Raw genomic sequence first — 20,152 nt, forward strand, 5'->3', positions numbered from 1 at the left:
CGGGCGGCACGACGGCCCGTATGGAGCCGCCCGCCGCCTCGCCCCGGTCTGCGCCTGGCGCGCCGGGTAGGCGCGCCAGGGCACCGCCGTGTTGCGACGGCGGCGGGCAGTGCGTTGATTACTTGATGACCGTCTTGGCTTCCTTGATCAGCTCCGGCGACAGCGTGGCGCCTTGCTTGGCGGCGGCGCCCGTGTTCACGAACAGCTCCAGGTTGTCGCTGGTCTGCGAAGCGATCGCACCGGGCTTCTCGCCCTTCAGGATGCGCACCACGACCTTGCCGGTCTGGTGGCCCAGGTCGCCGTAGTTGATGCCCAGCGCGGCCACCGCGCCACGCTTGACGCTGTCGGTGTCGGCCGCCACCAGCGGGATCTTCGATTCGTTGGCGACCTTGACCAGCGACTCATACGCCGACACCACGTTGTTGTCGGTGTTGGTGTAGATCACGTCGACCTTGCCGATCAGGCTCTTGGCGGCCGGGCCGATGTCCACGGTGCGCGGCGCCGCGGCTTCCTTTAGCGTCAGGCCTTCCTTGGCCAGCAGTTCCTTCAGTTCCTTGACCACCACGACCGAGTTGGCCTCGCCCGGGTTGTAGACCATGCCCACGTTCTTGGCCTTCGGCACCACGCGCTTGATCAGGGCGACCTGCTTGTCCAGCGGCAGCTTGTCCGACACGCCGGTCACGTTGGTGCCCGACGGCGACCAGCTCTTGACCAGCTGCGCGGCGACCGGATCGGTCACGCCCGAGTACACCACCGGCACCGTCTTGGTCGCGGCGACCACGGCCTGGGCCGACGGGGTGGCGATGGCAACGATGGCGTTCGGGTTGTCGCCGACGAACTTGCGGGCGATCTGCGCGGCGGTGCCGGTGTTGCCCTGGGCGCTCTGGTACTCCCACTTCAGGCTCTTGTCGGCGTCATAGCCGGCCGCCTTCAGTTCGGCGCGCACGCCGTCGCGGATCGCGTCCAGCGCGGGATGGTCGACGATCGACAGCACCTTGACGGTCTGGGCCTGCACGGCACCGCCGTACAGCAAGGCCAGTGCCACGGCGCCGCCCAGGATCGACCTGGTTGCTGCGAGACCCTTGATGGACTTCATTATCTGTTCTCCCCCGAATGCTCGGTTCTGGATGGATGCGGCCGCGGATGGATCGGTCCGCTGTCCTGGCGCACCCGCGCATGGGCGGGCGGTGCCGGTCCGGGGCGGGCGCGAGGGCTTCCTGCGGCGAGAGGGAGCGTGCGCGGACGCGTCGGATGCGACAGCGATAAGCCTGCGAGGATACCATTTCTCGCGCACGAAATGCGTAGTCATCATGCCGATTGAGGGCATCCGATGCTGTCAGGAGCCCGCAATTGGCCATCGGGGCGCATATTATTGCGCGGGATTCGTGATTTGCTTGTGGATTACCCCGATTGCGGCGATCCCATCTTCATGCAATTGCGCATCCCGGCGTCGCGGTTTTCCTCGAGCCGGATCACGTGGCGGCCCCTGGGGGATAAGCGTCAGCGGCGCAGCGCCGCGGCGCAGTCGCGCACCAGCGCCGGGCCGCGGTAGATCAGCCCGCTGTAAACCTGCACCAGCTTCGCGCCGGCGTCGATCTTGGCGCGCGCATCCGCGCCGCTGAAGATGCCGCCCACGCCGATGATCGGCACCGCGTCGCCGACCACGGCGTGCAGCGCGCGCACCACGCGCGTGGAGGCCTCGAACACCGGGCGCCCCGACAGGCCGCCGGCTTCGTCGGCATGTGGCAGGCCCTTGACCGCCTCGCGCGAGATGGTGGTGTTGGTGGCGATCACGCCGTCGATCTTGTGGCGCACCAGCGCGTCGCCGATATTGCCGATCTGGTCGGCATCGAGGTCCGGCGCGATCTTCAGCGCCAGCGGCACGTAGCGCTTGTGCTGGTCGGCCAGGCGCTGCTGCGCGTCCTTCAGCGTCGACAGCAGGCTGTCCAGCTCGCTGGCGCCTTGCAGCTGGCGCAGGTTCTTGGTGTTGGGCGACGAGATATTGACCGTCACGTAGCTGGCGTGCGGGTAGACGCGCTCCAGGCAGTACAGGTAGTCGTCGTTGGCGCGCTCGATCGGCGTATCGGCGTTCTTGCCGATATTCAGCCCCAGCACGCCGCCCTCGGCCTTCCAGCGCGACGCCTTGACGTTGGCGACAAAGGCATCGACGCCGCCGTTATTGAAGCCCATGCGGTTGATCAGCGCATCCGCCTGCGGCAAGCGGAACATGCGCGGGCGCGGGTTGCCCGGCTGCGCGCGCGGCGTGACCGTGCCCACCTCGATAAAGCCGAAGCCGAACGCGGCCAGCCCGTCGATAAAAGCGCCGTCCTTGTCCAGCCCGGCAGCCAGCCCGACCGGGTTGGGGAAGCGCACGCCCATCACGGTGCGTGGATCGTCGGCGATCTTGTTGCCGAGGCAGCCGGCCAGGCCCATGCGATGGGCGCGCAGCAGGTTGTTCAGCGTGAAATGGTGGGCGTCCTCGGCATCCATCGAGAACAGGGCGGGGCGAAACAGGGGGTAGAGCGCGTTGAGCACGGGGCAGCCGGCCGGCGGGCCGTCACAGAGTGAATTCCAGCCCGGCATTGTAGCGGCTGGGCCGCTTGCCCGGTGGCGGGCTACTCCTGCGCGGGAGGTGTGTCGGGGGCGTCGGGAGCCGCAGCGGCGGCGTCCTTTTCCTCGAAGGCGTGCCAGTGGTTGCCGGTCAGCACCTGCAGCGGCTGGAAGCGTGCCTTGTACGCCATCTTGCGGCTGTCGGCGATCCAGTAGCCCAGGTACAGGTGCGGCAGGCCGAGCGCATGAGTCTGCTGGATCTGCCACAGGATGTTGAAGGTGCCGTAGCTGGCGTTGCGCTCGAGCGGGTCGTAGAAGGTGTAGACCGACGACAGCCCGTCGTCGAGCACGTCGATCATGCTGACCATGCGCAGCCGGCCTGCCTCGGGCGACCCCGGCGGCTCGCGGAACTCCACCAGGCGCGAATTGACGCGGCTTTGCAGCAGGAACTGCTCGTACTGGTCGCGGCTGTCCTGGTCCATGCCGCCGCCGGCATGGCGCATCGACTGGTACAGCAGGTACAGCGAATAGTGCTCTTCGACGTAGGTCAGCGGCGCCACCAGCGCCTGCAGGTGCTGATGGCGGCGCCAGGCGCGGCGCTGCGAGCGGTCGGGCGTGAACTGGTCGACCAGCACCCGGCACGGCGTGCAGGCATGGCAATCGTCGCAGTATGGCCGGTAGGTGAAGATGCCGCTGCGCCGGAAACCGGCGCGCACCAGGCGCGAATAGACGTCGGCGTTGATCAGGTGCGCGGGCGTGGCGACCTGCGAGCGCGCCATGCGGCCTTCCAGGTAGCTGCAAGCGTAGGGCGCCGTGGCGTAGAACTGCAGCGCAGAGAGCGGTAGTTCCTTCAGCTTGCTCATGACTCTGGGGGCTCCAGGCGGGACGATGCGGGCGGACGGTGGGCGCGAGCGGGCGTCCTTCCCGGGGTTCAACCGGCTGGCGCGGCTGGCGTCCCGGCCCAGCACTCCAGCACCGACTTGTCGAACCGCCACGGGTTGATCGCGGGCTGCACCGCCGCCGCGCGCACATGTGCCACGAACTGCGCGCGGGGGATCGGGCTGGCGCCCAGCGAGGCCAGGTGGTCGGTCTCTTGCTGGCAGTCTATCATCGCCACGCCGTGGTTGCCGAGGAAGGCGCACAGCGCCGCCAGCGCGATCTTGGAGGCGTCGGTGCGGTGCGCGAACATCGACTCGCCGAAGAACATCCGGCCCAGCGCCACGCCGTACAAACCGCCGACACGCTCGCCGCGATACCAGGTCTCGACCGAGTGCGCCAGGCCGTTGCGATGCAGCGTGCCATAGGAGGCGATGATGTCGCTGGTGATCCAGGTGCCGTCCTGCCCGTCGCGCGGCGTGGTGGCGCAGGCGCGCATCACCGCCGCGAAATCGTCGTCGACGCGGATTTCCCAGTCCGCATCGCGCAGCACGCGGCGCAGCGTCTTGCGCAGTGTCACCGACACGCGCAATGCGTGCGGCGCCAGCACCATGCGGGGGTCGGTGCTCCACCACAGCACCGGCTGGCCGCTCGAATACCAGGGAAAAATGCCTTGCCGGTACGCCAGCAGGAGGCGTTGGGGCGACAGGTCACGGCTCGCCGCCAGCAGGCCCGGTGCGTCCGAATCGGGCCCGAGTGCCTCCTCCACCGGGGGAAACGGGTCGTGCGGCTCCAGCCAGGCGATCATGAGGGCCGTGCCGGGTGTTGCGCGCGCCGGCCGGGCGCTCAGGGCGTGACCGTGGCCCGGCTGGTCAGCGGGCGCATGGGCTTGTCGATATCCAGGCTATGCAGCCGGAAGCTGCCGTCCTGCAGCCGGCCGGCGGCGCGGTCGGCAAAGAAGCAGCGCAGCGTGTGGATCACGGTCGGGAACGCCAGTTCGTCCCACGGCACGTCGGCTTCTTCCACCAGCTTGACCTCCAGGCTTTCCTCGCCCGGCGCGATGTCCAGGTCGTCCAGCGTGGCCAGGTAGAACAGGTGCACCTGGTGGACATGCGGCACATTGAGGATCGAGAACAGCTCGCCCACCTGCACGCGCGCGCCGGCTTCTTCCAGCGTCTCGCGCGCGGCGGCCTGCGCGGTGGTCTCGCCGATTTCCATGAAGCCGGCGGGCAGGGTCCAGAAGCCGTAGCGCGGCTCGATCGCGCGCTTGCAAATCAGGATCTTGTCTTCCCAGACCGGAATCGTTCCCACGACATTGCGCGGGTTGACGTAGTGGATGGTGCCGCAGCTGTCGCAGACACTGCGCGGGCGGTTGTCGCCGTCAGGCACACGCAACACGACCGCATGGCCACAGTTCGAGCAGAATTTCATGAGGGGCGTCCGGGAGGAATGGCGAAAGTGTATCACCCTCGCGGAGGGCGCCGGGGCGGGCCGGCAGGGTAGTGCGATGCGGTCGGTTGCATGCCGCACTGATTGTGCCCTCGGCGTTTGCGCGGAGTCTGCACAGAGTCTGCACGAAGCGGCGCAGCCAAAACAAAAAACCCGCCAGAGGCGGGTTTGTCTGTCGGACGGATCGGATGACTTGCAGTGTCCAACCGCATCATCAGGCGGTTGGTTGCGGGGGCAGGATTTGAACCTGCGACCTTCGGGTTATGAGCCCGACGAGCTGCCAGACTGCTCCACCCCGCGTCCGTCGAAGAAGAGATTATAGGGCACTTGGTTGCGCATTGCAACACTTGGCTGCAGGTATTGCCAGCGGCGGCTAAAACCCGCATGCCATAACGATTAGATCGCCGCGGGCGTGAACAGGTTCAGCCCGCGCCCGGACTATCGCTTGTGCGCTGCCACAGCGTGGCGGCAAACTCGAAGCTGTCGCGCTGCTGCAGGTCGTCGCGCTGCCAGATCACGCGGTCGCGGCGCACGGTCAGCATCCAGGTGGTGGTCGCCAGCGGCTGCGGATGGGCGAAGGCGCGCGGCGTCATCACGGCGCCGCACAGGCCGTGGAGCGGGTCGCGTACCGAGGTGTAGCGGATCATGCCGAGGCCGGCTTCGCGCGCGACGCGGCCGAAGGCCTGGCAGGGCTCGTGCTGGTCGGGGTCGGTCCAGGCGTCGCGGTCGCGGTCGAAGGGCGGGGCGTCGAGCGCCACGCCGTCGGTGGCGATGCGCACTTCGAACAGTGTCTGCGCGCGGGCGTCGATGCGCGGCAGCGCCGGGCTGTCGTTAAGGAAGCGCCAGCGCCAGTAGCCCAGTTCCGCGCAGGCGGTGCGGATCTCTGCGGCGCCGTAGAACACGCCGGGATCCTGGGCGGCGCGGAAGCGCGAACCCCACGGAGACGGGGGATAGCGAAAGGGGGTGAACAGCAGGTAGTGCAGGTGGCGTGCCTCGATCGGCACGGCGGGCTTGCCGGCATCGAGCACGGCTTCCAGCACAGCCTGTTCCTCGAGGCTGTCGACCAGCGGCATGGTGGAGACAACGTGCTGGGCTTCCACCGCCCGCCACAGCGTGAGCGCGAACTGCCGGCGCTCAGATGCGACCGCGGGTGGCGTCCAGGTAGTGAACGACACGGACCAGACCTTCCGTTGTGCGGATCATTTCGATGGGCTTGCCGCCCAGTGCCAGGTTTTCATGCGTCAGCCACAGCCGCGCCTGGTCGCCATGGCCGAGGATTGCGTCCAGCGAGCGGAACAGGCGTACAAAGAGGACGCCGAATTCCCACTCCTTGCGGTGTGCATCGAGTACATAGCCGCCGGATGCCATGCGCGATACCGACGCCGTGCTGATGCCCAGCACGCTTGCCACCACGGCCTGGCTGATGCCAAGGAAGCCGGCGGCGCGCATTACCGCCTTGGTCAGCGTAGTGCCGGGGTCGGGGCCGCCGGCGGGGTCTGTTTCCGGGATCCGCCTGGATTGCATCGCCTTGCTCCTGTTTCTTCAGAAATATTATAGGCGAACGATTTCAGAAGGGAAGGGTTTGACGCAAAAGGGTCCGGCCCGCCGGATGCTGGCGGGCCGGTATCGGTTAGACCGGTGTGCAGGCTAATAGGTCTCGATATGCAGCCGGCCCTCGGCTTTCATGGTGGCTTCCAGTTCCGCCCAGCTGCGGCCGGCGCCGGCGCAGACCGCGTCGAAGGCGGCGAGCACCCCTTCCTCCATTCCTTTCAGCCCACAGATGTAGACGTGGCCGTTGGGGTCCGCGAGCAGGGCCGCCACGGCATCGGCGGCCTCGCGGATAGCATCCTGAACATAGCGGCGCGGAGCATCGGGATCGCGCGAAAAGGCGAAATGGATGTCGAGGAAATCCTTGGGCAGCTTGAGCAGCGGGCCGAAGTAGGGCAGTTCGTTGGCATTGCGCGCACCGAAGAACAGCATCCGGCGCCCGTTGAAGTGCGCCAGGTTGCGGCGCATGCGCTCGGTCATGGCGCGCATGGGGGCGGAGCCGGTGCCGGTGCAGATCATCATCACGCTGGCTTCGGCGTGGTTGGGCATCAGGAAGGTGGTGCCGAACGGGCCCACCACCTGCACGGTGTCGCCCTTGGCCAGGTCGCACAGGTAGCTGGAGGCCACGCCTCGCACCGGCTGGCCGTCATGGTCCTGGTCGACCCGCTTCACCGTCAGCGCAAGGTTGTTGTAGCCGGGGCGCTCGCCGTCGCGCGGGCTGGCCACCGAGTACATGCGGATGTAGTGCGGCTTGCCGGCGGCGTCGGTGCCCGGCGGCACGATGCCGATCGCCTGGCCTTCCAGGATCGGGAAGAAATGGGTGCCGAAGTCCAGCACGATATGGTGGATATCGCTGGATGCGTCGTCGGCGGTGAGCCGGTAGTTGCCGGCCACCGTCGCGGCGACCGGCGCTCGCACGCCGTGCAGGTTCACGTACGGGTGCGCCGCAGACCATGGCGCGCGCTGCGAGGTGTGGCGGCTGGTCTCGACCGCCTGGATGCCGACGTCAGGCGCGGCCGAAGCCGGCGCCGCGGCGACGGAATTTTCGACCGCGCTGTCCAGTTCCGGCAACGGCACCTCGGCCGGCAATTCGTCCCACAGCAGTTGCGCCTCGATGGTATAGGCGTCGCCGCGCAGCATGGTGCGCCAGTTGTCGATGGCGCCGGTCGGGCACGGCGACAGGCAGGCATTGCAGCCGTTGCAGACTTCGGCCCTGACCACGTAGTTGCGGTCATCGTGGGTGATGGCGTCGATCGGACAGGTGTCTTCGCAGGTGTTGCAACGAATGCAGATTTCCGGGTCGATCAGGTGCTGCTTGATGATGTCGGGGGCGCCCATCGCTATTCTCGGGTTTGACCGGTTTGCCCGGTATCTCCTTGCCGGTTTTTTGCCTGGCTCAGTTGAAACGCACGTACTCGAAATCCATCGGCTGGCGGTTGATGCCCACCGCCGGCGGCGCGATCCAGTTGGCGTACTTGCCGGGCTCGACCACGCGGCCCATCAGGCTGGCGACAAAGGCGCGGTCCTCGTCCGTGGCGAGCCACTTGCGCTCGTTGGCCTTCCACTCGGCCTCGGAAATCAGCTCGCCCTGCGGCGACACATGCACGTTGGCGAGCGTGCCGATCTTGCGGTTGAAGGCCTTGTGCGGCACGGTCAGGCGGAAGGGGATGCCGGCTTTCTCGATCACCTTGTTCCAGCGCGCCACGCCGCCCAAGCTGTCCTTGATGTAGTCGTCGCGCAGCACTTCATTGAGCGCATTAAGCATCGGCACCTCGCGCTCGCCGAGATGGCCGTCGCGCACTTCCAGCACGCGGTAGACATCGCCCTTGAGCACATGGTCGTCGGCGCGCTTGCCTTCCTCGAAGCGGCCCTTCAGGCCGGCGCTGTAGAAGGTGGCCGCGTTGGACGACTGGTCCGCGCCAAACAGGTCGATGGTCACGCTGTAGTGGAAGTTCAGGTAGCGCTGGATCGTTTCCAGGTCGATCACGCCGGCGGCGCGCACCTGTTCCGGATCTTCGATGCCGCGTTCGCGCATGACCTCGCAGGTGCGCTGGATCACGCGCGACACGCCCGACTCGCCGACGAACATATGATGCGCTTCCTCGGTCAGCATGAAGCGCGTGGTGCGCGCGAGCGGATCGAAGCCCGACTCGGCCAGCGCGCACAGCTGGAACTTGCCGTCGCGGTCGGTGAAGTAGGTGAACATGAAGAACGACAGCCAGTCCGGCGTGCGCTCGTTGAACGCGCCCAGGATGCGCGGATTGTCCTGGTCGCCGGAGCGGCGATCCAGCAGTGCCTCGGCTTCTTCGCGGCCGTCGCGGCCGAAGTAGCGGTGCAGCAGGTAGACCATGGCCCACAGGTGGCGGCCTTCCTCGACGTTGACCTGGAACAGGTTGCGCAGGTCATACAGGCTGGGCGCGGTCAGGCCCAAATGCCGTTGCTGCTCGACCGATGCCGGCTCGGTGTCGCCCTGGGTAACGATGATCCGGCGCAGGTTGGCGCGGTGCTCGCCGGGCACGTCCTGCCATGCGGCTTCGCCCTTGTGTTCGCCGAAATGGATCTTGCGCTCGGGGTCGGCCGGCTGCAGGAAGATTCCCCAGCGGTAGTCGGGCATCTTGACGTGCTCGAAGTGCGCCCAGCCCGACGGGTCCACCGACACTGCGGTGCGCAGATACACGTCGAAGTTGTGCGAGCCATCCGGTCCCATGTCGCGCCACCAGTCGAGAAAGGCCGGCTGCCAGTGCTCGAGCGCGCGTTGCAGCGCGCGGTCGTCGGACAGGTTGACGTTGTTGGGGATCTTCTGGCTGTAGTCGATGCTCACGGTGTCTCCTCGTTGTACTTGCCTGGCGCCGGGCAGGGCGTCACACCCGGTCCCAGTCGAAACGCGCCTTGTTGCCGGTGCCGAACACCTTCAGCGCGCCGTTCTCGCCGACGGCGTTGGGCCGCTGGAAGATCCAGTTCTGCCATGCGGTCAGGCGGCCGAAGATGCGCGTTGCCATGTTCTCGGCACCGCCGAAGCGCAGGTTCGCTTCCATGCCTGTGAGTGCGTCGGGCGAGAGGCTGGCGCGCTCCTCCAGCGCGATGCGGATTTCGTCTTCCCAGTCGATATCGTCGGGCGCTGCGGTGATCAGCCCGAGCGAGTCGGCGCTGAGCGCGTCGAGCGGGGCGCCGATGTGTTCGCGCACCGCGGCCAGCGCGGCCTCGTCGCCATAGAAGCGCGCGGCCAGCCGGTCTTGCCCGTTCGGCATCGGGTAGCGGCCGAAGTTGACCGCCGACACGGCGATGCGCGGCGCGTCGTCGGGTGCGTCGGGCAGGTGCAGCATGTAGCTGCGGTCGGCCGCCAGCGCCAGTTCCAGCAGCGTGCCGGCAAAGCACGAATCCTGCTCGATCAGCGCGATCAGGCTGCGCGACGACACGTCCAGCCGCGCCAGCGTGCGGCGCAGCATGCCGATGGTCTCGCGCACGAACCAGTGGCCGGCATTGGCTTCCAGCAGCGCATCGGCCGCCAGCACCTGAGCGGGGTCGCCATCGGTCTTGAGCACCCAGATGCCGATGTCGAGGTGGTTGGTGCGCAGCGTCAGGATGGCATCGTCGAGCTCGCGCGCCATCTTGAGCGGCCACCATTGCGCGCCGGCCGCGACCACGCCGGCGAGATCGGCGGGCTGGTGCTTGTCGGGACCGAATACTGTGAGCGTGGCCTTGCGTGCCGCGGGATCGATGTGCACGCGCACGGTCTCGTAGCGGTAGCCGTCGCGCTCGACCGTGCGCGACAGCGGCGTCAGCGTGATGCCGTGGTGGCCCTGCGGCCGGTCGCTGGCGGCGGCCAGCGCCGCGGCGCGCTCGGCCACATATTCGGCGAAGCGCGCCGGCTTGACCACTTCATCGACCAGTTTCCAGTCCTTGGCGCGCTGGCCGCGCACGCCCTCGGTGGTGGTGCAGAAGATATCGGCATGGTCGCGCCGGACCTTGCGCTTGTCGGTCACCCGGGTCAGCCCGCCAGTGCCGGGCAGCACGCCCAGCAGCGGCACTTCGGGCAGGCTGACCGCGGAGGAACGGTCGTCGACCAGCACGATCTCGTCGCAGGCGAGCGCCAGCTCATAGCCTCCGCCAGCGGTGGTGCCATTGCAGGCGGCGATGAATTTCAGCCCGGAATGCTCGCTGGCATCCTCGATGGCGTTGCGGGTCTCGTTGGTGAACTTGCAGAAGTTGACCTTCCACGCGTGTGACGACTGGCCCAGCATGAAGATATTGGCGCCGGAGCAGAAGATCCGGTCGCGCGCGCTGGTCAGCACCACGGTGCGCACCTCGGGATGCTCGAAGCGGATGCGCTGCAGCGCGTCGTGCAGTTCGATATCGACGCCGAGGTCGTATGAATTCAGCTTGAGCGCATAGCCGGGGCGCAGGCCGGCTTCCTCGTCGACATCCATTGCCAGCGTGGCGACGGGGCCGTTGAAGCTGAGCTTCCAGTGGCGGTACTGGTCTGGATGGCGCTCGAACGTGACGGGAACGGGGGCTTCTGCCTGGGCGGCAGGCTGAAGTGGGGCGGTTGCCGGCGCGGACATGGCTGTCTCCTTGATGCACTATAGTGCCTTGCGGCTTTTGATGAAATATAGTGCAGAGGAGCGCGTGGCGCAATGCCTGATTGCCCCGCACGCGGAATGCGGCGGGGTGGACAGGGATGAAACGGATCAGGCGCCGGCGGCCTGCAGTTGTGCGCGCAGCTGTTGCAGCGAGGTCGCGGCATCCAGGCCGCTGGTGTCGATCGAGATATCGGCGCGCGCGTACAGCGGCGTGCGCGCCTGCAGGATGCGGCGCAGGTCGGCCATGGCCTCGCGGTTGCCTTCCATCGGGCGCATGTCGCCCTGCGCCACCACCCGCGCCATGTGCTCTTCCGGCGAGGTACGTACCCAGATGGTGTAGCACTGCGCCAGCAGCAGGTTGAAAGTGCCCGGCTCGGACACCAGGCTGCCCGGCGTGGCCAGCACCATGCGCTCGTTCTCGCGCAGCGTGCGTTCCAGCGCACGCATCTCGTAGCGGCGGTAGGCGGCCTGGCCGTACAGCGAATGGATTTCTGACAGGCTGGCGCCGGCTTCCTGCTCGATCACGGTGTTCAGCTCGACGAAGGGCACGTCGCGCGCGGCCGCCAGCGCGCGGCCCAGCGTGGACTTGCCGGCGCCGCGCAGGCCGATCAGCGCGATGCGGCGGTGGCGCGCGTCACCGGATTCTTCAGGCGCCAGCGCATGGCGGCAGGCTTCGCGCACGCGCGCGAGGTCCGAGGCCGGCAGCTGCGCCAGCCATTGCACCATCTGTGCGAACTCCGTCGCCTGCTGGCCGTTGAGGCCGTCCACCTCGGCCAGCACCACCGGCAGCGGCACGTCGAGCGCGCCGGCCACCTGGCGCAGCAGCAGCACCGAGGCATTGCCGGTGCCGGTTTCGAGGTTGGCGAGGTAGCGCTCGGACACGCCGGCACCGCGCGCCAGGTCCTTGCGCGACATGCCGCGCGAGGCGCGCAGCGAGCGGATGCGGTCGCCCAGTTGCGTCAGGTAGGGGTCGCGCTCGCCGTTGGCGGCCGGCATGGACGCTTCGCGCGCGGGGCGGGCGTCGGAATCGATGGCAGGCAGCGGGGCTGGGTCGCGGCGCATGGTGTCGAGGGTCATGTTGGCCGGGCGGCGCCTGGGCCGCCTGGCAAAAAAGCAAGGGCGCATTATACGAGCAGCGTTGCCGCGTCCTGTGGTGCTTCGGGCTCATCGCTCGGCGGCCGCGCATGAAGCGCTGTCTTATAGTGCATCCCCTTGCTTGCATAATAGTTGATATGAAATAAAATGCATCGCAAAGCGGATGCCGGCACGCAACGTGATCCGGACATCGCGATAACAGACTGGCCTGGCGCCTGGCGCGCAGCTACCGGTTCCGGCGGCGTGCGGCAGGCGACACCAAGGAGTGAGACATGACGCCCCCCAACACTGCCGCGACCGCCGCCGGCATCGTCGCGGTACTGCCGCCGCGCTACAACGCCGCCGAAGACCTGCTTTCGCGCAACCTCGAGGCAGGACGGGGCGACAAGGTCGCCTATGTCGACGACGCCACTTCGCTGACCTACGCCGGACTCGATGCCCGCGCCCGCCGCTTTGCCGGCGCGCTGCGCGATGCGGGGTTCCGGCAGGAAGAGCGGCTGCTGCTGTGCGCCCTCGATACCGTCGACTTCCCCACGGTGTTCCTCGGCTGCCTGCTGGTCGGGGTGGTGCCGGTAGCGGTCAATACGCTGCTGACCGCGGACGACTACGCGTACATGCTGGCGCACAGCGGCGCCCGCGCGGTAGTGGTATCCACGCCGCTGTTGCCGGTGATGCAGGCAGCGATCGACAAGAGCGGTCTGTCCCCGACGGTGATTCAGGCCGCTCCGCACGGCGATGCGGCGCCGGCATGCAGCGTGGGCGCGATGCTGGCTCGCACCCGCTCGCCGGCACCGGTCGTGCGCACTGGCCCCGATGACATGGCGTTCTGGCTCTATTCGTCGGGCTCGACCGGTCGCCCCAAGGGCACGGTGCACACCCACGGCAACCTGTTCCATACCGCGGACCTCTATGCCCGCCAGGTGCTCGGCATCCGCGAGGACGATGTCGTGTTCTCGGCCGCCAAGCTGTTTTTCGCCTACGGGCTGGGCAATGCGCTGACCTTCCCGATGTCGGTGGGCGCGACTACCGTGCTGATGGCCGAACGGCCCACGCCGACGGCAGTGTTCCGCCGCTTGCGCGAGCAGAAGCCGACAGTTTTCTGTGGCGTGCCGACACTGTTCGCGGGCATGCTCGCCGCGCCCGACCTGCCCGCGCGCGACGAGGTGGCGCTGCGCGTGTGCACCTCCGCCGGCGAGGCATTGCCGCGCGATATCGGCGAGCGTTTCCTGGCGCATTTCGGCTGTGACATCCTGGATGGCATCGGCTCCACCGAAATGCTGCATATCTTCCTGTCGAACCGGCCCGGCGAGGTGCGCTATGGCACCACGGGCATGGCCGTCCCGGGCTACGAACTGAAGCTGCTGGACGAGCGCGGCGAACCGTGCGCGCCTGGCGAGATCGGCGACCTCTTCATCAAGGGGCCGAGCGCGGCGCTGATGTACTGGTGCAATCGCGACAAGACCCGCGACACCTTCGTCGGTGCATGGACGCGCAGCGGCGACAAGTACCTGCGCGATGCCGACGGCTACTACACCTATGCAGGGCGCAGCGACGACATGCTCAAGGTCGGCGGCATCTACGTCTCGCCGTTCGAGGTCGAAGCCGCGCTGGCGCTGCACCCGGCCGTGGTGGAAGCCGCGGTGATCGGCGTGGCCGATGCCGACGAACTGGTCAAGCCCAAGGCCTTCGTCGTGCTGCGGCCGGGCCAGCAATGGCATGACGGCATGGCCGCGGAGCTGCAGGCATTCATCAAATCACGGCTGGCGCCGTACAAGTACCCGCGCCAGATCGAATGCGTGCCGGAACTGCCCAAGACCGCCACCGGCAAGATCCAGCGCTTCCGGCTGCGCCAGCGCGAGGAAGCCGCGCGCCAGTCCCAGACAACTCCTTCCTGAAGCGATGCCAGACGACAAGATGCCGATGCCGACCAGCCTGGTGGAAATCCCCTTCGACCAGCGTCGTATCCAGATCGAATACCAGTGGCTGCGCCCCGAGCGCACGCAGCGCCCGCTGGTGGTGTTCCTGCACGAAGGCCTGGGCTCGGTCAGCATGTGGCGAGACTTTCCGCGCAATTTCTGCGAGGCCGGCGACTATCGCGGGCTGGTGTTCTCACGCTACGGCTACGGCCGTTCCACGCCGCGCCCGCATGCCGAGAAATGGCGCCCCGATTTCATGCACCGCCAGGCGCGCGAGGCGCTGCCGGCATTGTTCGACGCGCTCGACATCGGCCCCGGCCGCACGCATGGCGTGCCCTGGTTGCTGGGCCACAGCGATGGCGGCTCGATTGCGCTGATCTACGCCGCCAGCTTTCCGCAGGCGCTGGCCGGCATCACCGTGCTGGCCCCGCATATCGTGGTGGAGGACCTGTCGGTCAGCAGCATCGCCGCCACGCGTCAGGTCTACCTCGACACCGACCTGCGCCAGCGGCTGGGGCGTCATCACGACGACGTCGATTCCGCTTTCTGGGGCTGGAACGATATCTGGCTCGACCCCGCCTTTCGCCAGTGGGACCTGCGTCCTTTGCTGTCCGGTCTGAAGGGTCCGGTGCTGGCGGTGCAGGGCGAAGACGACGAGTACGGCACCATGGCGCAGATCGAGGGTATCCATCGATATGCCCCACAAACCACCTTGCTTAAACTCGCGCGATGCGGGCATTCGCCACACCGCGACCAGCCTGAGGCGTTGACGCAGGCCGCGGTTCGGCATATAAACACATATACTTCATACCTAAAATAATTGGGCTTCCCGCCCGCTCCGCAGGGTCCGCGGCGCACCATGCGCCGTCGCAGGCCACGGCAGCGGCAGGGGGACCGGCAACGGTCCGGTAAGCCGCCGGCTTGACCACCAGGAGACAACATGCGTCGCATCACCCCGCGCAGGCTCGCGCCTGCCTGCCTTGCCGTCGCCACCGTGTTTGCCATGGCCGGCGCCTTCGCCCAGACCGCACAGCCGGCGCCGGCTGCGCCGGGCGGCAAGATCAAGGTCGGCTTCATGCTGCCGTACACCGGCACCTATGCGGCGCTCGGCACCGCCATCGAGAACGGCTTCCGCATGTATGTGCAGCAGCAGGGCGGCAAGCTCGGCGGCCGCGAGATCGAGTACTTCAAGGTCGACGATGAATCCGACCCCGCCAAGGCCCCTGAAAACGCCACCAAGCTGGTCAAGCGCGACCAGGTCGACGTGGTGGTTGGCACGGTGCATTCGGGCGTGCAGATGGGCATCGTCAAGGTCGCCAAGGAAAACAACACGCTGCTGATCATCCCCAACGCCGGCGTCGATGAAGCCACCGGTCCGCTGTGCGGCCCGAACATCTTCCGCACGTCGTTCTCGAACTGGCAGCCGGGCTATGCGATGGGCCAGGTGCTGGCCGAGCGCGGACTCAAGAAGGTGGTGACGCTGACGTGGAAGTACGCCGCCGGCGAGCAGTCGGTCAAGGGCTTCAAGGAGGCCTTCGAGGCCAAGGGCGGCAAGGTGGTCAAGGAACTGAGCCTGCCGTTCCCCAATGTCGAATTCCAGGCGCTGATCACCGAGGTGGCTTCGCTCAAGCCGGATGCCGTGTTCGTGTTTTTTGCCGGCGGCGGCGCGGTCAAGTTCGTCAAGGACTGGGCCGGCGCTGGACTGAAGGACAAGATCCCGCTGTACGGCTCGGGCTTCCTGACCGACGGCACGCTGGAAGCGCAGGGCAATGCCGCGCAGGGGCTGGAGACCACGCTGCACTATGCCGACGGCCTGTCCAATGCGCGCGACAAGAACTTCCGGCTCGACTACGCCAAGACCTTCAAGCTGCAGCCCGATGTCTATGCGGTGCAGGGCTACGACGCGGCACAGCTGCTCGCGGCCGGCGCCAGTGCGGTCAAGGGCGACATGACGCGCAAAGCCGACCTGTACAAGGCCATGGGCGCCGCCAGGATCGACAGCCCGCGCGGTGCCTTTACGCTGTCGAAGGCGCACAACCCGGTGCAGGATTTCTATCTGCGCAAGGTGGACGGGCGCGAGAACAAGGTCAGCTCGGTGGCGGTCAAGGCGCTGGCTGATCCAGCGCGTGGGTGCAGGCTGTAAGGGCTTCAACACCTGCGGGTTGGCTCCCCTCTCCCGCTTGCGGGAGAGGGGCTGGGGGTGAGGGCGGGCGGGTCAAAGGCTGAGCCCGCAGGTTCAAGACCATTGGCCCCGCTTGGTGTGGCTCCTGGCCAAACCACCCCTCACCCCAACCCTCTCCCCCTGCGGGGAGAGGGAGAACACCTTGCTCAAACAAGTTCGGGCGGCTTTGGCGCACCCAAGACCGTCCTCCTGTCGTAGTCTGCAGAAGTGCCCGCATGGACATCGTCTCCTTCCTCATCCAGTGCCTGAACAGCGTGCAGTACGGCCTGCTGCTGTTCCTGGTCGCCAGCGGCCTGACGCTGATCTTCGGCATCATGGGCGTGATCAACCTGGCGCACGGCAGCTTCTACATGCTGGGCGCGTACCTTGCCTTCACGCTCGCCGGGCTGACCGGCAACCTGTTCATCGCCATCCCGCTCGGCATCGTGCTGGCGGTGGTGTTCGGCTACGTGCTCGAGTGGGCCTTCTTCAGCTACCTGTACGAGCGCGACCACCTGCAGCAGGTGCTGATGACCTACGGGCTGATCCTGGTGTTCGAAGAGCTGCGCAGCATCCTGGTCGGCGACGATGTGCATGGCGTGCAGGTGCCGGCGCTGCTCGACGGCGCGCTGCCGATCGGCAACGACATGACCTACCCGGTGTACCGGCTGTTTATCTCGGCGGTGTGCCTGGCGGTGGCCGTGGCCATGTACTACGTGATCCGGCGCACGCGGCTGGGCATGATGATCCGCGCGGGCGCGACCAACCGCGAGATGGTGCAGTCGCTCGGCATCAACATCACCGTGCTGTACCGCTTCGTGTTTGCGCTGGGTGTGGCGCTGGCGGTGCTGGCGGGGATGATCTCGGCGCCGGTGTCGTCGGTGTATCCGGGCATGGGCGGGCAGGTGCTGATCGTGTGCTTCGTGGTGGTGGTGATCGGCGGTATCGGCTCGGTCAAGGGCGCGCTGGTGGCATCGCTGCTGCTGGGCTTCGTCGATACCTTTGGCAAGGTGTTCTGGCAGGAGGCGGCCGGCGTGCTGATCTACCTGCTGATGGCGGTGATCCTGCTGTGGAAGCCGCAGGGGCTGTTCAAGGCGGGATGACATGAATCCGACGACATTGCCGGCGCGCCGGCATTCCCGCGGCAATGCCGCACTGCTTGCCGCGCTGGGCTGGCTGGTGGCCTTTTCCGTGCTCGCCGTGCTGCCGCTGCTGCTGACCGCGGACAGCCACAAGTTCTATATCGAGCTGCTCAGCAAGGTGATGATCATGGCGATCTTCGCGCTGTCGCTGCAGCTGCTGATCGGCTATACGGGGCTGGTGAGCCTGGGGCATGCCGCGTACTTCGCCATGGCGGCCTACGCCACCGCGATGCTCGCGCCGCAGTCCGGCCCGGGCAACGGCTGGCTGCTGCTGGCCGGCGCGCTGGCCGCCTCCGCAATTCTGGCGCTGGCGGTGGGCGCGCTGGTGCTGCGCACGCGCGGCGTGTATTTCATCATGGTCACGCTGGCCTTCGCGCAGATGGTGTACTTCGTCTTCCATGACACCAAGGTCGCCGGCGGCAGCGACGGCACCTATATCTATTTCCGCCCGGAATTCCCGGTGCCGGGCGAGCAGTTGCTGACCGTCACCGACCCCACGCACTTCTACTGGCTGGTCTGGACGGGCCTGGTGGCCACGGTCGCACTGCTGGCGCTGGTGCTGCGCTCGCGCTTCGGTCATGCGCTGGTGGGCATCCGCCATAACGAGCAGCGCATGCGCGCCGCCGGCTATGCCACCTATCGCTACCAGCTTGGCGCCTTTGTCGCAGGCGGGGTGCTGGCGGGGCTGGCGGGCTTCCTCTATGCCATCCAGTTCGGCTTCGTCAATCCGGAGATCGCGTCGTGGCACCAGTCGGGCAACGCCATGCTGATGGTGATCCTGGGCGGCGTCGGCAGCCTGGCCGGGGCGGTGCTGGGGGCGTTTTCGTTCGTGCTGCTTGCCGAATGGTTCAGCACGCTGACCAAGCACTGGCAGCTGGTGATGGGCGGCTTCATCATCGTTGCCGTCGCGCTGCTGCCGCGCGGGCTGGTGAGCCTGCCCGCGGTGCTGCGGCACGGGCGCCGCGGCAAGACCGGGCGCCACAACGGCGGGCACGGGACCGAGGCCAGTGAGACCGCTAAGGCCGGTAAGGCCGCTGACGGCAACGCGCGCAATACGGAGGCCGCATGACTACCCCGGTACTGCAGGCGCAGCAGCTTACGCGCCGCTTTGGCGGCCTCACCGCCGTGGCCGGCGTGGACCTGTCGCTGGCGCTGCACGAGATCCATGCCGTGATCGGCACCAACGGCGCGGGCAAGTCCACGCTGATCAACATGCTGTCGTGCGAGCTGCCGCCCACCTCCGGGCGCCTGTTCCTGAAGGGCGAGGAGGTGACCGGCTGGTCGCAGCCGCGGCTGGCGCGGCACGGCGTGGGACGCAGCTACCAGCGCAACAACATCTTCTTGCCGCTGACCGTGCGCGAGAACTGCCGGCTGGCGGCGCAGTCGCGCGCGCAGCGGGCCTGGCGCCTGTGGGAAAGCGCGCAGGGCTGCCGCACCAGCGCCACGCTGGCCGACGAGGCCATGGAGCGCGCTGGCCTGGCGCCGCTGGCGGACCGGCTCGCCAGCGACCTGGCGCATGGCCAGAAGCGCCAGCTCGAGGTGGCGATGTGCCTGGCCACGCAGCCGGTGGCGCTGCTGCTTGATGAGCCGCTCGCCGGCATGGGCGCCGAGGAATCGACGCGCATGCTGGGGCTGCTGCGCGGCTTGCGCGAGGGCCATGCCATCCTGCTGGTCGAACATGACATGGACGCGGTGTTCTCGGTTGCCGACCGCATCACCGTGATGGTCAACGGCGCGGTGATCGCCACCGGCACGCCCGAGGCGATCCGGGCCAACCGCGAAGTCCAGCTCGCCTACCTGGGCGAGGAAGAAAGCGAGGCCGCATGAGTACGCCCATCAGCACCCCGATGATCGAAGCCACCGGCATCAATGCCTGGTATGGTTCGAGCCATGTTCTGCGCGGGATCGATTTCACCGTCGGCGTGGGCGAGACCGTGGGCCTGCTGGGGCGCAACGGCATGGGCAAGAGCACGCTGTTGCGTACGCTGCTGGGCCATGTGCGCCAGCGCCAGGGGCAGATCCGCGTGGCCGGCCGCGATATGTCGCGAGCGCAGCCATTCGAGGTGGCGCGCCTGGGTGTCGCCTACGTGCCCGAAGGGCGGGGCATCTTCCCCAGCCTGTCGGTGCGTGAAAACCTGCTGATGGCCGCCCGCAAGGGCTGCAACGGCCGCAACGACTGGGACGAGGCGCGCGTGCTAGACCTGTTCCCGCGCCTGAAGGAGCGCCTGACGCATGGCGGCCAGCAACTGTCCGGCGGCGAGCAGCAGATGCTGTCGATCGGCCGCGCGCTGATGACCAATCCTGACTGCCTGGTGCTGGACGAAGCCACCGAAGGGCTGGCCCCGCGCATCGTGCGCGAAATCTGGGAAGTCATTGCCACGGTGCGCGCCACCGGGATCGCTTCGGTGGTGGTAGACCGGAACTTCCGCTCGGTGCTGGCGCACGCCGACCGCGCCGTGGTGCTGGAAAAAGGCCGGGTGGTGCTGGCCGGCCCCGCGGCCGACCTGGCCGGCAAGCCGGAGGCGCTGGATCGTTACCTCGGCGTCTGACCCTCTTCGGGTGCCCTATTGGGCGCAAATGTTGCCATGCCACAACGGCCCTTGCGGGCGCAAGGACACGCTGTTTTGCTTACCCGGGCCTTGACCACTGGCCACTTCCCTCCCATGCTTGCTGAGCCACGAAAACGGCATCCGAATCATCCGGAGTGGTCGTTGGCGGGCAGTTCATCTAGAATTGCGCGGGTTTGTGCAATGCAATAGAACGCAAAAAGCGCCGGAAAACGGTCGCAGCAGTCGGCATCCTCGCGACCGGGTGGCGACTGCCAGAGCCAACAAA

The 20,152-nt window shown here is 67.4% G+C and carries 18 protein-coding genes and 1 tRNA gene; 7 read left to right on the forward strand and 12 right to left on the reverse strand.

Going from position 1 to position 20,152, the window contains the following annotated elements; translation table 11 throughout:
• Positions 1 to 118: 118 nt before the first annotated feature.
• The 12 genes from VSR71_RS07915 to VSR71_RS07970 form a co-directional block, all read right to left on the reverse strand.
• Positions 119 to 1,096 (reverse strand): ABC transporter substrate-binding protein, encoded by a 978-nt coding sequence (locus tag VSR71_RS07915; RefSeq protein ID WP_342913341.1) that lies wholly within the window; start codon positions 1,094 to 1,096, stop codon positions 119 to 121.
• Positions 1,097 to 1,500: 404 nt separating this feature from the next.
• Entirely contained in the window at positions 1,501 to 2,535 is a 1,035-nt protein-coding gene (locus VSR71_RS07920) for a quinone-dependent dihydroorotate dehydrogenase (protein WP_342913342.1), read from the reverse strand.
• 80 nt (positions 2,536 to 2,615) lie between these two features.
• A complete protein-coding gene (locus VSR71_RS07925) occupies positions 2,616 to 3,413 on the reverse strand; it encodes an arginyltransferase (protein ID WP_342913343.1) in 798 nt (265 codons plus the stop codon).
• Positions 3,414 to 3,481: 68 nt separating this feature from the next.
• Positions 3,482 to 4,234: a leucyl/phenylalanyl-tRNA--protein transferase gene (aat, locus tag VSR71_RS07930; RefSeq protein WP_342913344.1), complete on the reverse strand. Its 753-nt coding sequence runs from the start codon at positions 4,232 to 4,234 to the stop codon at positions 3,482 to 3,484.
• 38 nt (positions 4,235 to 4,272) lie between these two features.
• Entirely contained in the window at positions 4,273 to 4,857 is a 585-nt protein-coding gene (locus VSR71_RS07935) for an NUDIX hydrolase (protein WP_133096817.1), read from the reverse strand.
• Positions 4,858 to 5,098: 241 nt separating this feature from the next.
• Positions 5,099 to 5,175 (reverse strand) — tRNA-Met (locus VSR71_RS07940).
• A 122-nt stretch (positions 5,176 to 5,297) separates the two neighbouring features.
• A complete protein-coding gene (locus VSR71_RS07945; RefSeq protein WP_342913345.1) occupies positions 5,298 to 6,050 on the reverse strand; it encodes an RES family NAD+ phosphorylase in 753 nt (250 codons plus the stop codon).
• Positions 6,010 to 6,399: an MbcA/ParS/Xre antitoxin family protein gene (locus VSR71_RS07950; protein ID WP_063238628.1), complete on the reverse strand. Its 390-nt coding sequence runs from the start codon at positions 6,397 to 6,399 to the stop codon at positions 6,010 to 6,012. The genes VSR71_RS07945 and VSR71_RS07950 overlap by 41 nt, the downstream gene beginning before the upstream one ends.
• Before the next feature lie 123 nt (positions 6,400 to 6,522).
• The gene (gene boxA, locus VSR71_RS07955) at positions 6,523 to 7,761 is read right to left on the reverse strand and encodes a benzoyl-CoA 2,3-epoxidase subunit BoxA (RefSeq protein WP_342913346.1); all 1,239 of its coding nucleotides are present in this window, start codon (positions 7,759 to 7,761) and stop codon (positions 6,523 to 6,525) included.
• Between the two features lie 58 nt (positions 7,762 to 7,819).
• Positions 7,820 to 9,244, reverse strand: a complete 1,425-nt coding sequence (boxB, locus tag VSR71_RS07960; protein ID WP_342913347.1) for a benzoyl-CoA 2,3-epoxidase subunit BoxB — start codon at positions 9,242 to 9,244, stop codon at positions 7,820 to 7,822.
• A 40-nt stretch (positions 9,245 to 9,284) separates the two neighbouring features.
• Entirely contained in the window at positions 9,285 to 10,985 is a 1,701-nt protein-coding gene (gene boxC / locus VSR71_RS07965; protein ID WP_342913348.1) for a 2,3-epoxybenzoyl-CoA dihydrolase, read from the reverse strand.
• A gap of 126 nt (positions 10,986 to 11,111) precedes the next feature.
• Entirely contained in the window at positions 11,112 to 12,065 is a 954-nt protein-coding gene (locus VSR71_RS07970; protein ID WP_342913441.1) for a helix-turn-helix transcriptional regulator, read from the reverse strand.
• Positions 12,066 to 12,370: 305 nt separating this feature from the next.
• On the opposite strand from VSR71_RS07970, the gene VSR71_RS07975 reads away from it, so the two are divergent.
• The 7 genes from VSR71_RS07975 (at position 12,371) to VSR71_RS08005 (ending at position 19,866) form a co-directional block, all read left to right on the forward strand.
• Positions 12,371 to 13,993 (forward strand): benzoate-CoA ligase family protein, encoded by a 1,623-nt coding sequence (locus VSR71_RS07975; RefSeq protein WP_342913349.1) that lies wholly within the window; start codon positions 12,371 to 12,373, stop codon positions 13,991 to 13,993.
• Positions 13,994 to 14,018: 25 nt separating this feature from the next.
• Complete coding sequence (locus VSR71_RS07980; RefSeq protein WP_428979368.1) at positions 14,019 to 14,834, forward strand: alpha/beta fold hydrolase; 816 nt, start codon at positions 14,019 to 14,021, stop codon at positions 14,832 to 14,834.
• A gap of 120 nt (positions 14,835 to 14,954) precedes the next feature.
• On the forward strand, positions 14,955 to 16,157 hold the full coding sequence (locus tag VSR71_RS07985; protein WP_342913351.1) for an ABC transporter substrate-binding protein: 1,203 nt from the start codon (positions 14,955 to 14,957) through the stop codon (positions 16,155 to 16,157).
• 254 nt (positions 16,158 to 16,411) lie between these two features.
• Positions 16,412 to 17,278, forward strand: coding sequence for a branched-chain amino acid ABC transporter permease (locus VSR71_RS07990; RefSeq protein WP_342913352.1), 867 nt, complete (start codon positions 16,412 to 16,414; stop codon positions 17,276 to 17,278).
• A gap of 1 nt (position 17,279) precedes the next feature.
• The gene (locus VSR71_RS07995) at positions 17,280 to 18,386 is read left to right on the forward strand and encodes a branched-chain amino acid ABC transporter permease (protein ID WP_342913353.1); all 1,107 of its coding nucleotides are present in this window, start codon (positions 17,280 to 17,282) and stop codon (positions 18,384 to 18,386) included.
• On the forward strand, positions 18,383 to 19,144 hold the full coding sequence (locus VSR71_RS08000; protein WP_342913354.1) for an ABC transporter ATP-binding protein: 762 nt from the start codon (positions 18,383 to 18,385) through the stop codon (positions 19,142 to 19,144). Before VSR71_RS07995 ends, VSR71_RS08000 begins: the two co-directional genes overlap by 4 nt.
• A complete protein-coding gene (locus VSR71_RS08005; protein WP_342913355.1) occupies positions 19,141 to 19,866 on the forward strand; it encodes an ABC transporter ATP-binding protein in 726 nt (241 codons plus the stop codon). Before VSR71_RS08000 ends, VSR71_RS08005 begins: the two co-directional genes overlap by 4 nt.
• Positions 19,867 to 20,152 lie beyond the last annotated feature (286 nt).

Origin of the sequence: Cupriavidus oxalaticus, from assembly GCF_038900635.1 — a bacterium.
GTDB classification, from domain to species: domain Bacteria; phylum Pseudomonadota; class Gammaproteobacteria; order Burkholderiales; family Burkholderiaceae; genus Cupriavidus; species Cupriavidus oxalaticus_B.

What these genes read in the sequence shown, in the direction of transcription:
- boxA (WP_342913346.1), bottom strand. Translation starts at nt 7,761, where the DNA reads ATGGGCGCCCCCGACATCATCAAGCAGCACCTGATCGACCCGGAAATC.
- VSR71_RS07935 (WP_133096817.1), bottom strand. Translation starts at nt 4,857, where the DNA reads ATGAAATTCTGCTCGAACTGTGGCCATGCGGTCGTGTTGCGTGTGCCT.
- VSR71_RS07985 (WP_342913351.1), top strand. Translation starts at nt 14,955, where the DNA reads ATGCGTCGCATCACCCCGCGCAGGCTCGCGCCTGCCTGCCTTGCCGTC.
- boxC (WP_342913348.1), bottom strand. Translation starts at nt 10,985, where the DNA reads ATGTCCGCGCCGGCAACCGCCCCACTTCAGCCTGCCGCCCAGGCAGAA.
- aat (WP_342913344.1), bottom strand. Translation starts at nt 4,234, where the DNA reads ATGATCGCCTGGCTGGAGCCGCACGACCCGTTTCCCCCGGTGGAGGAG.
- VSR71_RS07950 (WP_063238628.1), bottom strand. Translation starts at nt 6,399, where the DNA reads ATGCAATCCAGGCGGATCCCGGAAACAGACCCCGCCGGCGGCCCCGAC.
- VSR71_RS07925 (WP_342913343.1), bottom strand. Translation starts at nt 3,413, where the DNA reads ATGAGCAAGCTGAAGGAACTACCGCTCTCTGCGCTGCAGTTCTACGCC.
- VSR71_RS07995 (WP_342913353.1), top strand. Translation starts at nt 17,280, where the DNA reads ATGAATCCGACGACATTGCCGGCGCGCCGGCATTCCCGCGGCAATGCC.
- VSR71_RS08000 (WP_342913354.1), top strand. Translation starts at nt 18,383, where the DNA reads ATGACTACCCCGGTACTGCAGGCGCAGCAGCTTACGCGCCGCTTTGGC.
- VSR71_RS08005 (WP_342913355.1), top strand. Translation starts at nt 19,141, where the DNA reads ATGAGTACGCCCATCAGCACCCCGATGATCGAAGCCACCGGCATCAAT.
- VSR71_RS07980 (WP_428979368.1), top strand. Translation starts at nt 14,019, where the DNA reads ATGCCGACCAGCCTGGTGGAAATCCCCTTCGACCAGCGTCGTATCCAG.
- VSR71_RS07915 (WP_342913341.1), bottom strand. Translation starts at nt 1,096, where the DNA reads ATGAAGTCCATCAAGGGTCTCGCAGCAACCAGGTCGATCCTGGGCGGC.
- VSR71_RS07970 (WP_342913441.1), bottom strand. Translation starts at nt 12,065, where the DNA reads ATGCGCCGCGACCCAGCCCCGCTGCCTGCCATCGATTCCGACGCCCGC.
- VSR71_RS07975 (WP_342913349.1), top strand. Translation starts at nt 12,371, where the DNA reads ATGACGCCCCCCAACACTGCCGCGACCGCCGCCGGCATCGTCGCGGTA.
- VSR71_RS07990 (WP_342913352.1), top strand. Translation starts at nt 16,412, where the DNA reads ATGGACATCGTCTCCTTCCTCATCCAGTGCCTGAACAGCGTGCAGTAC.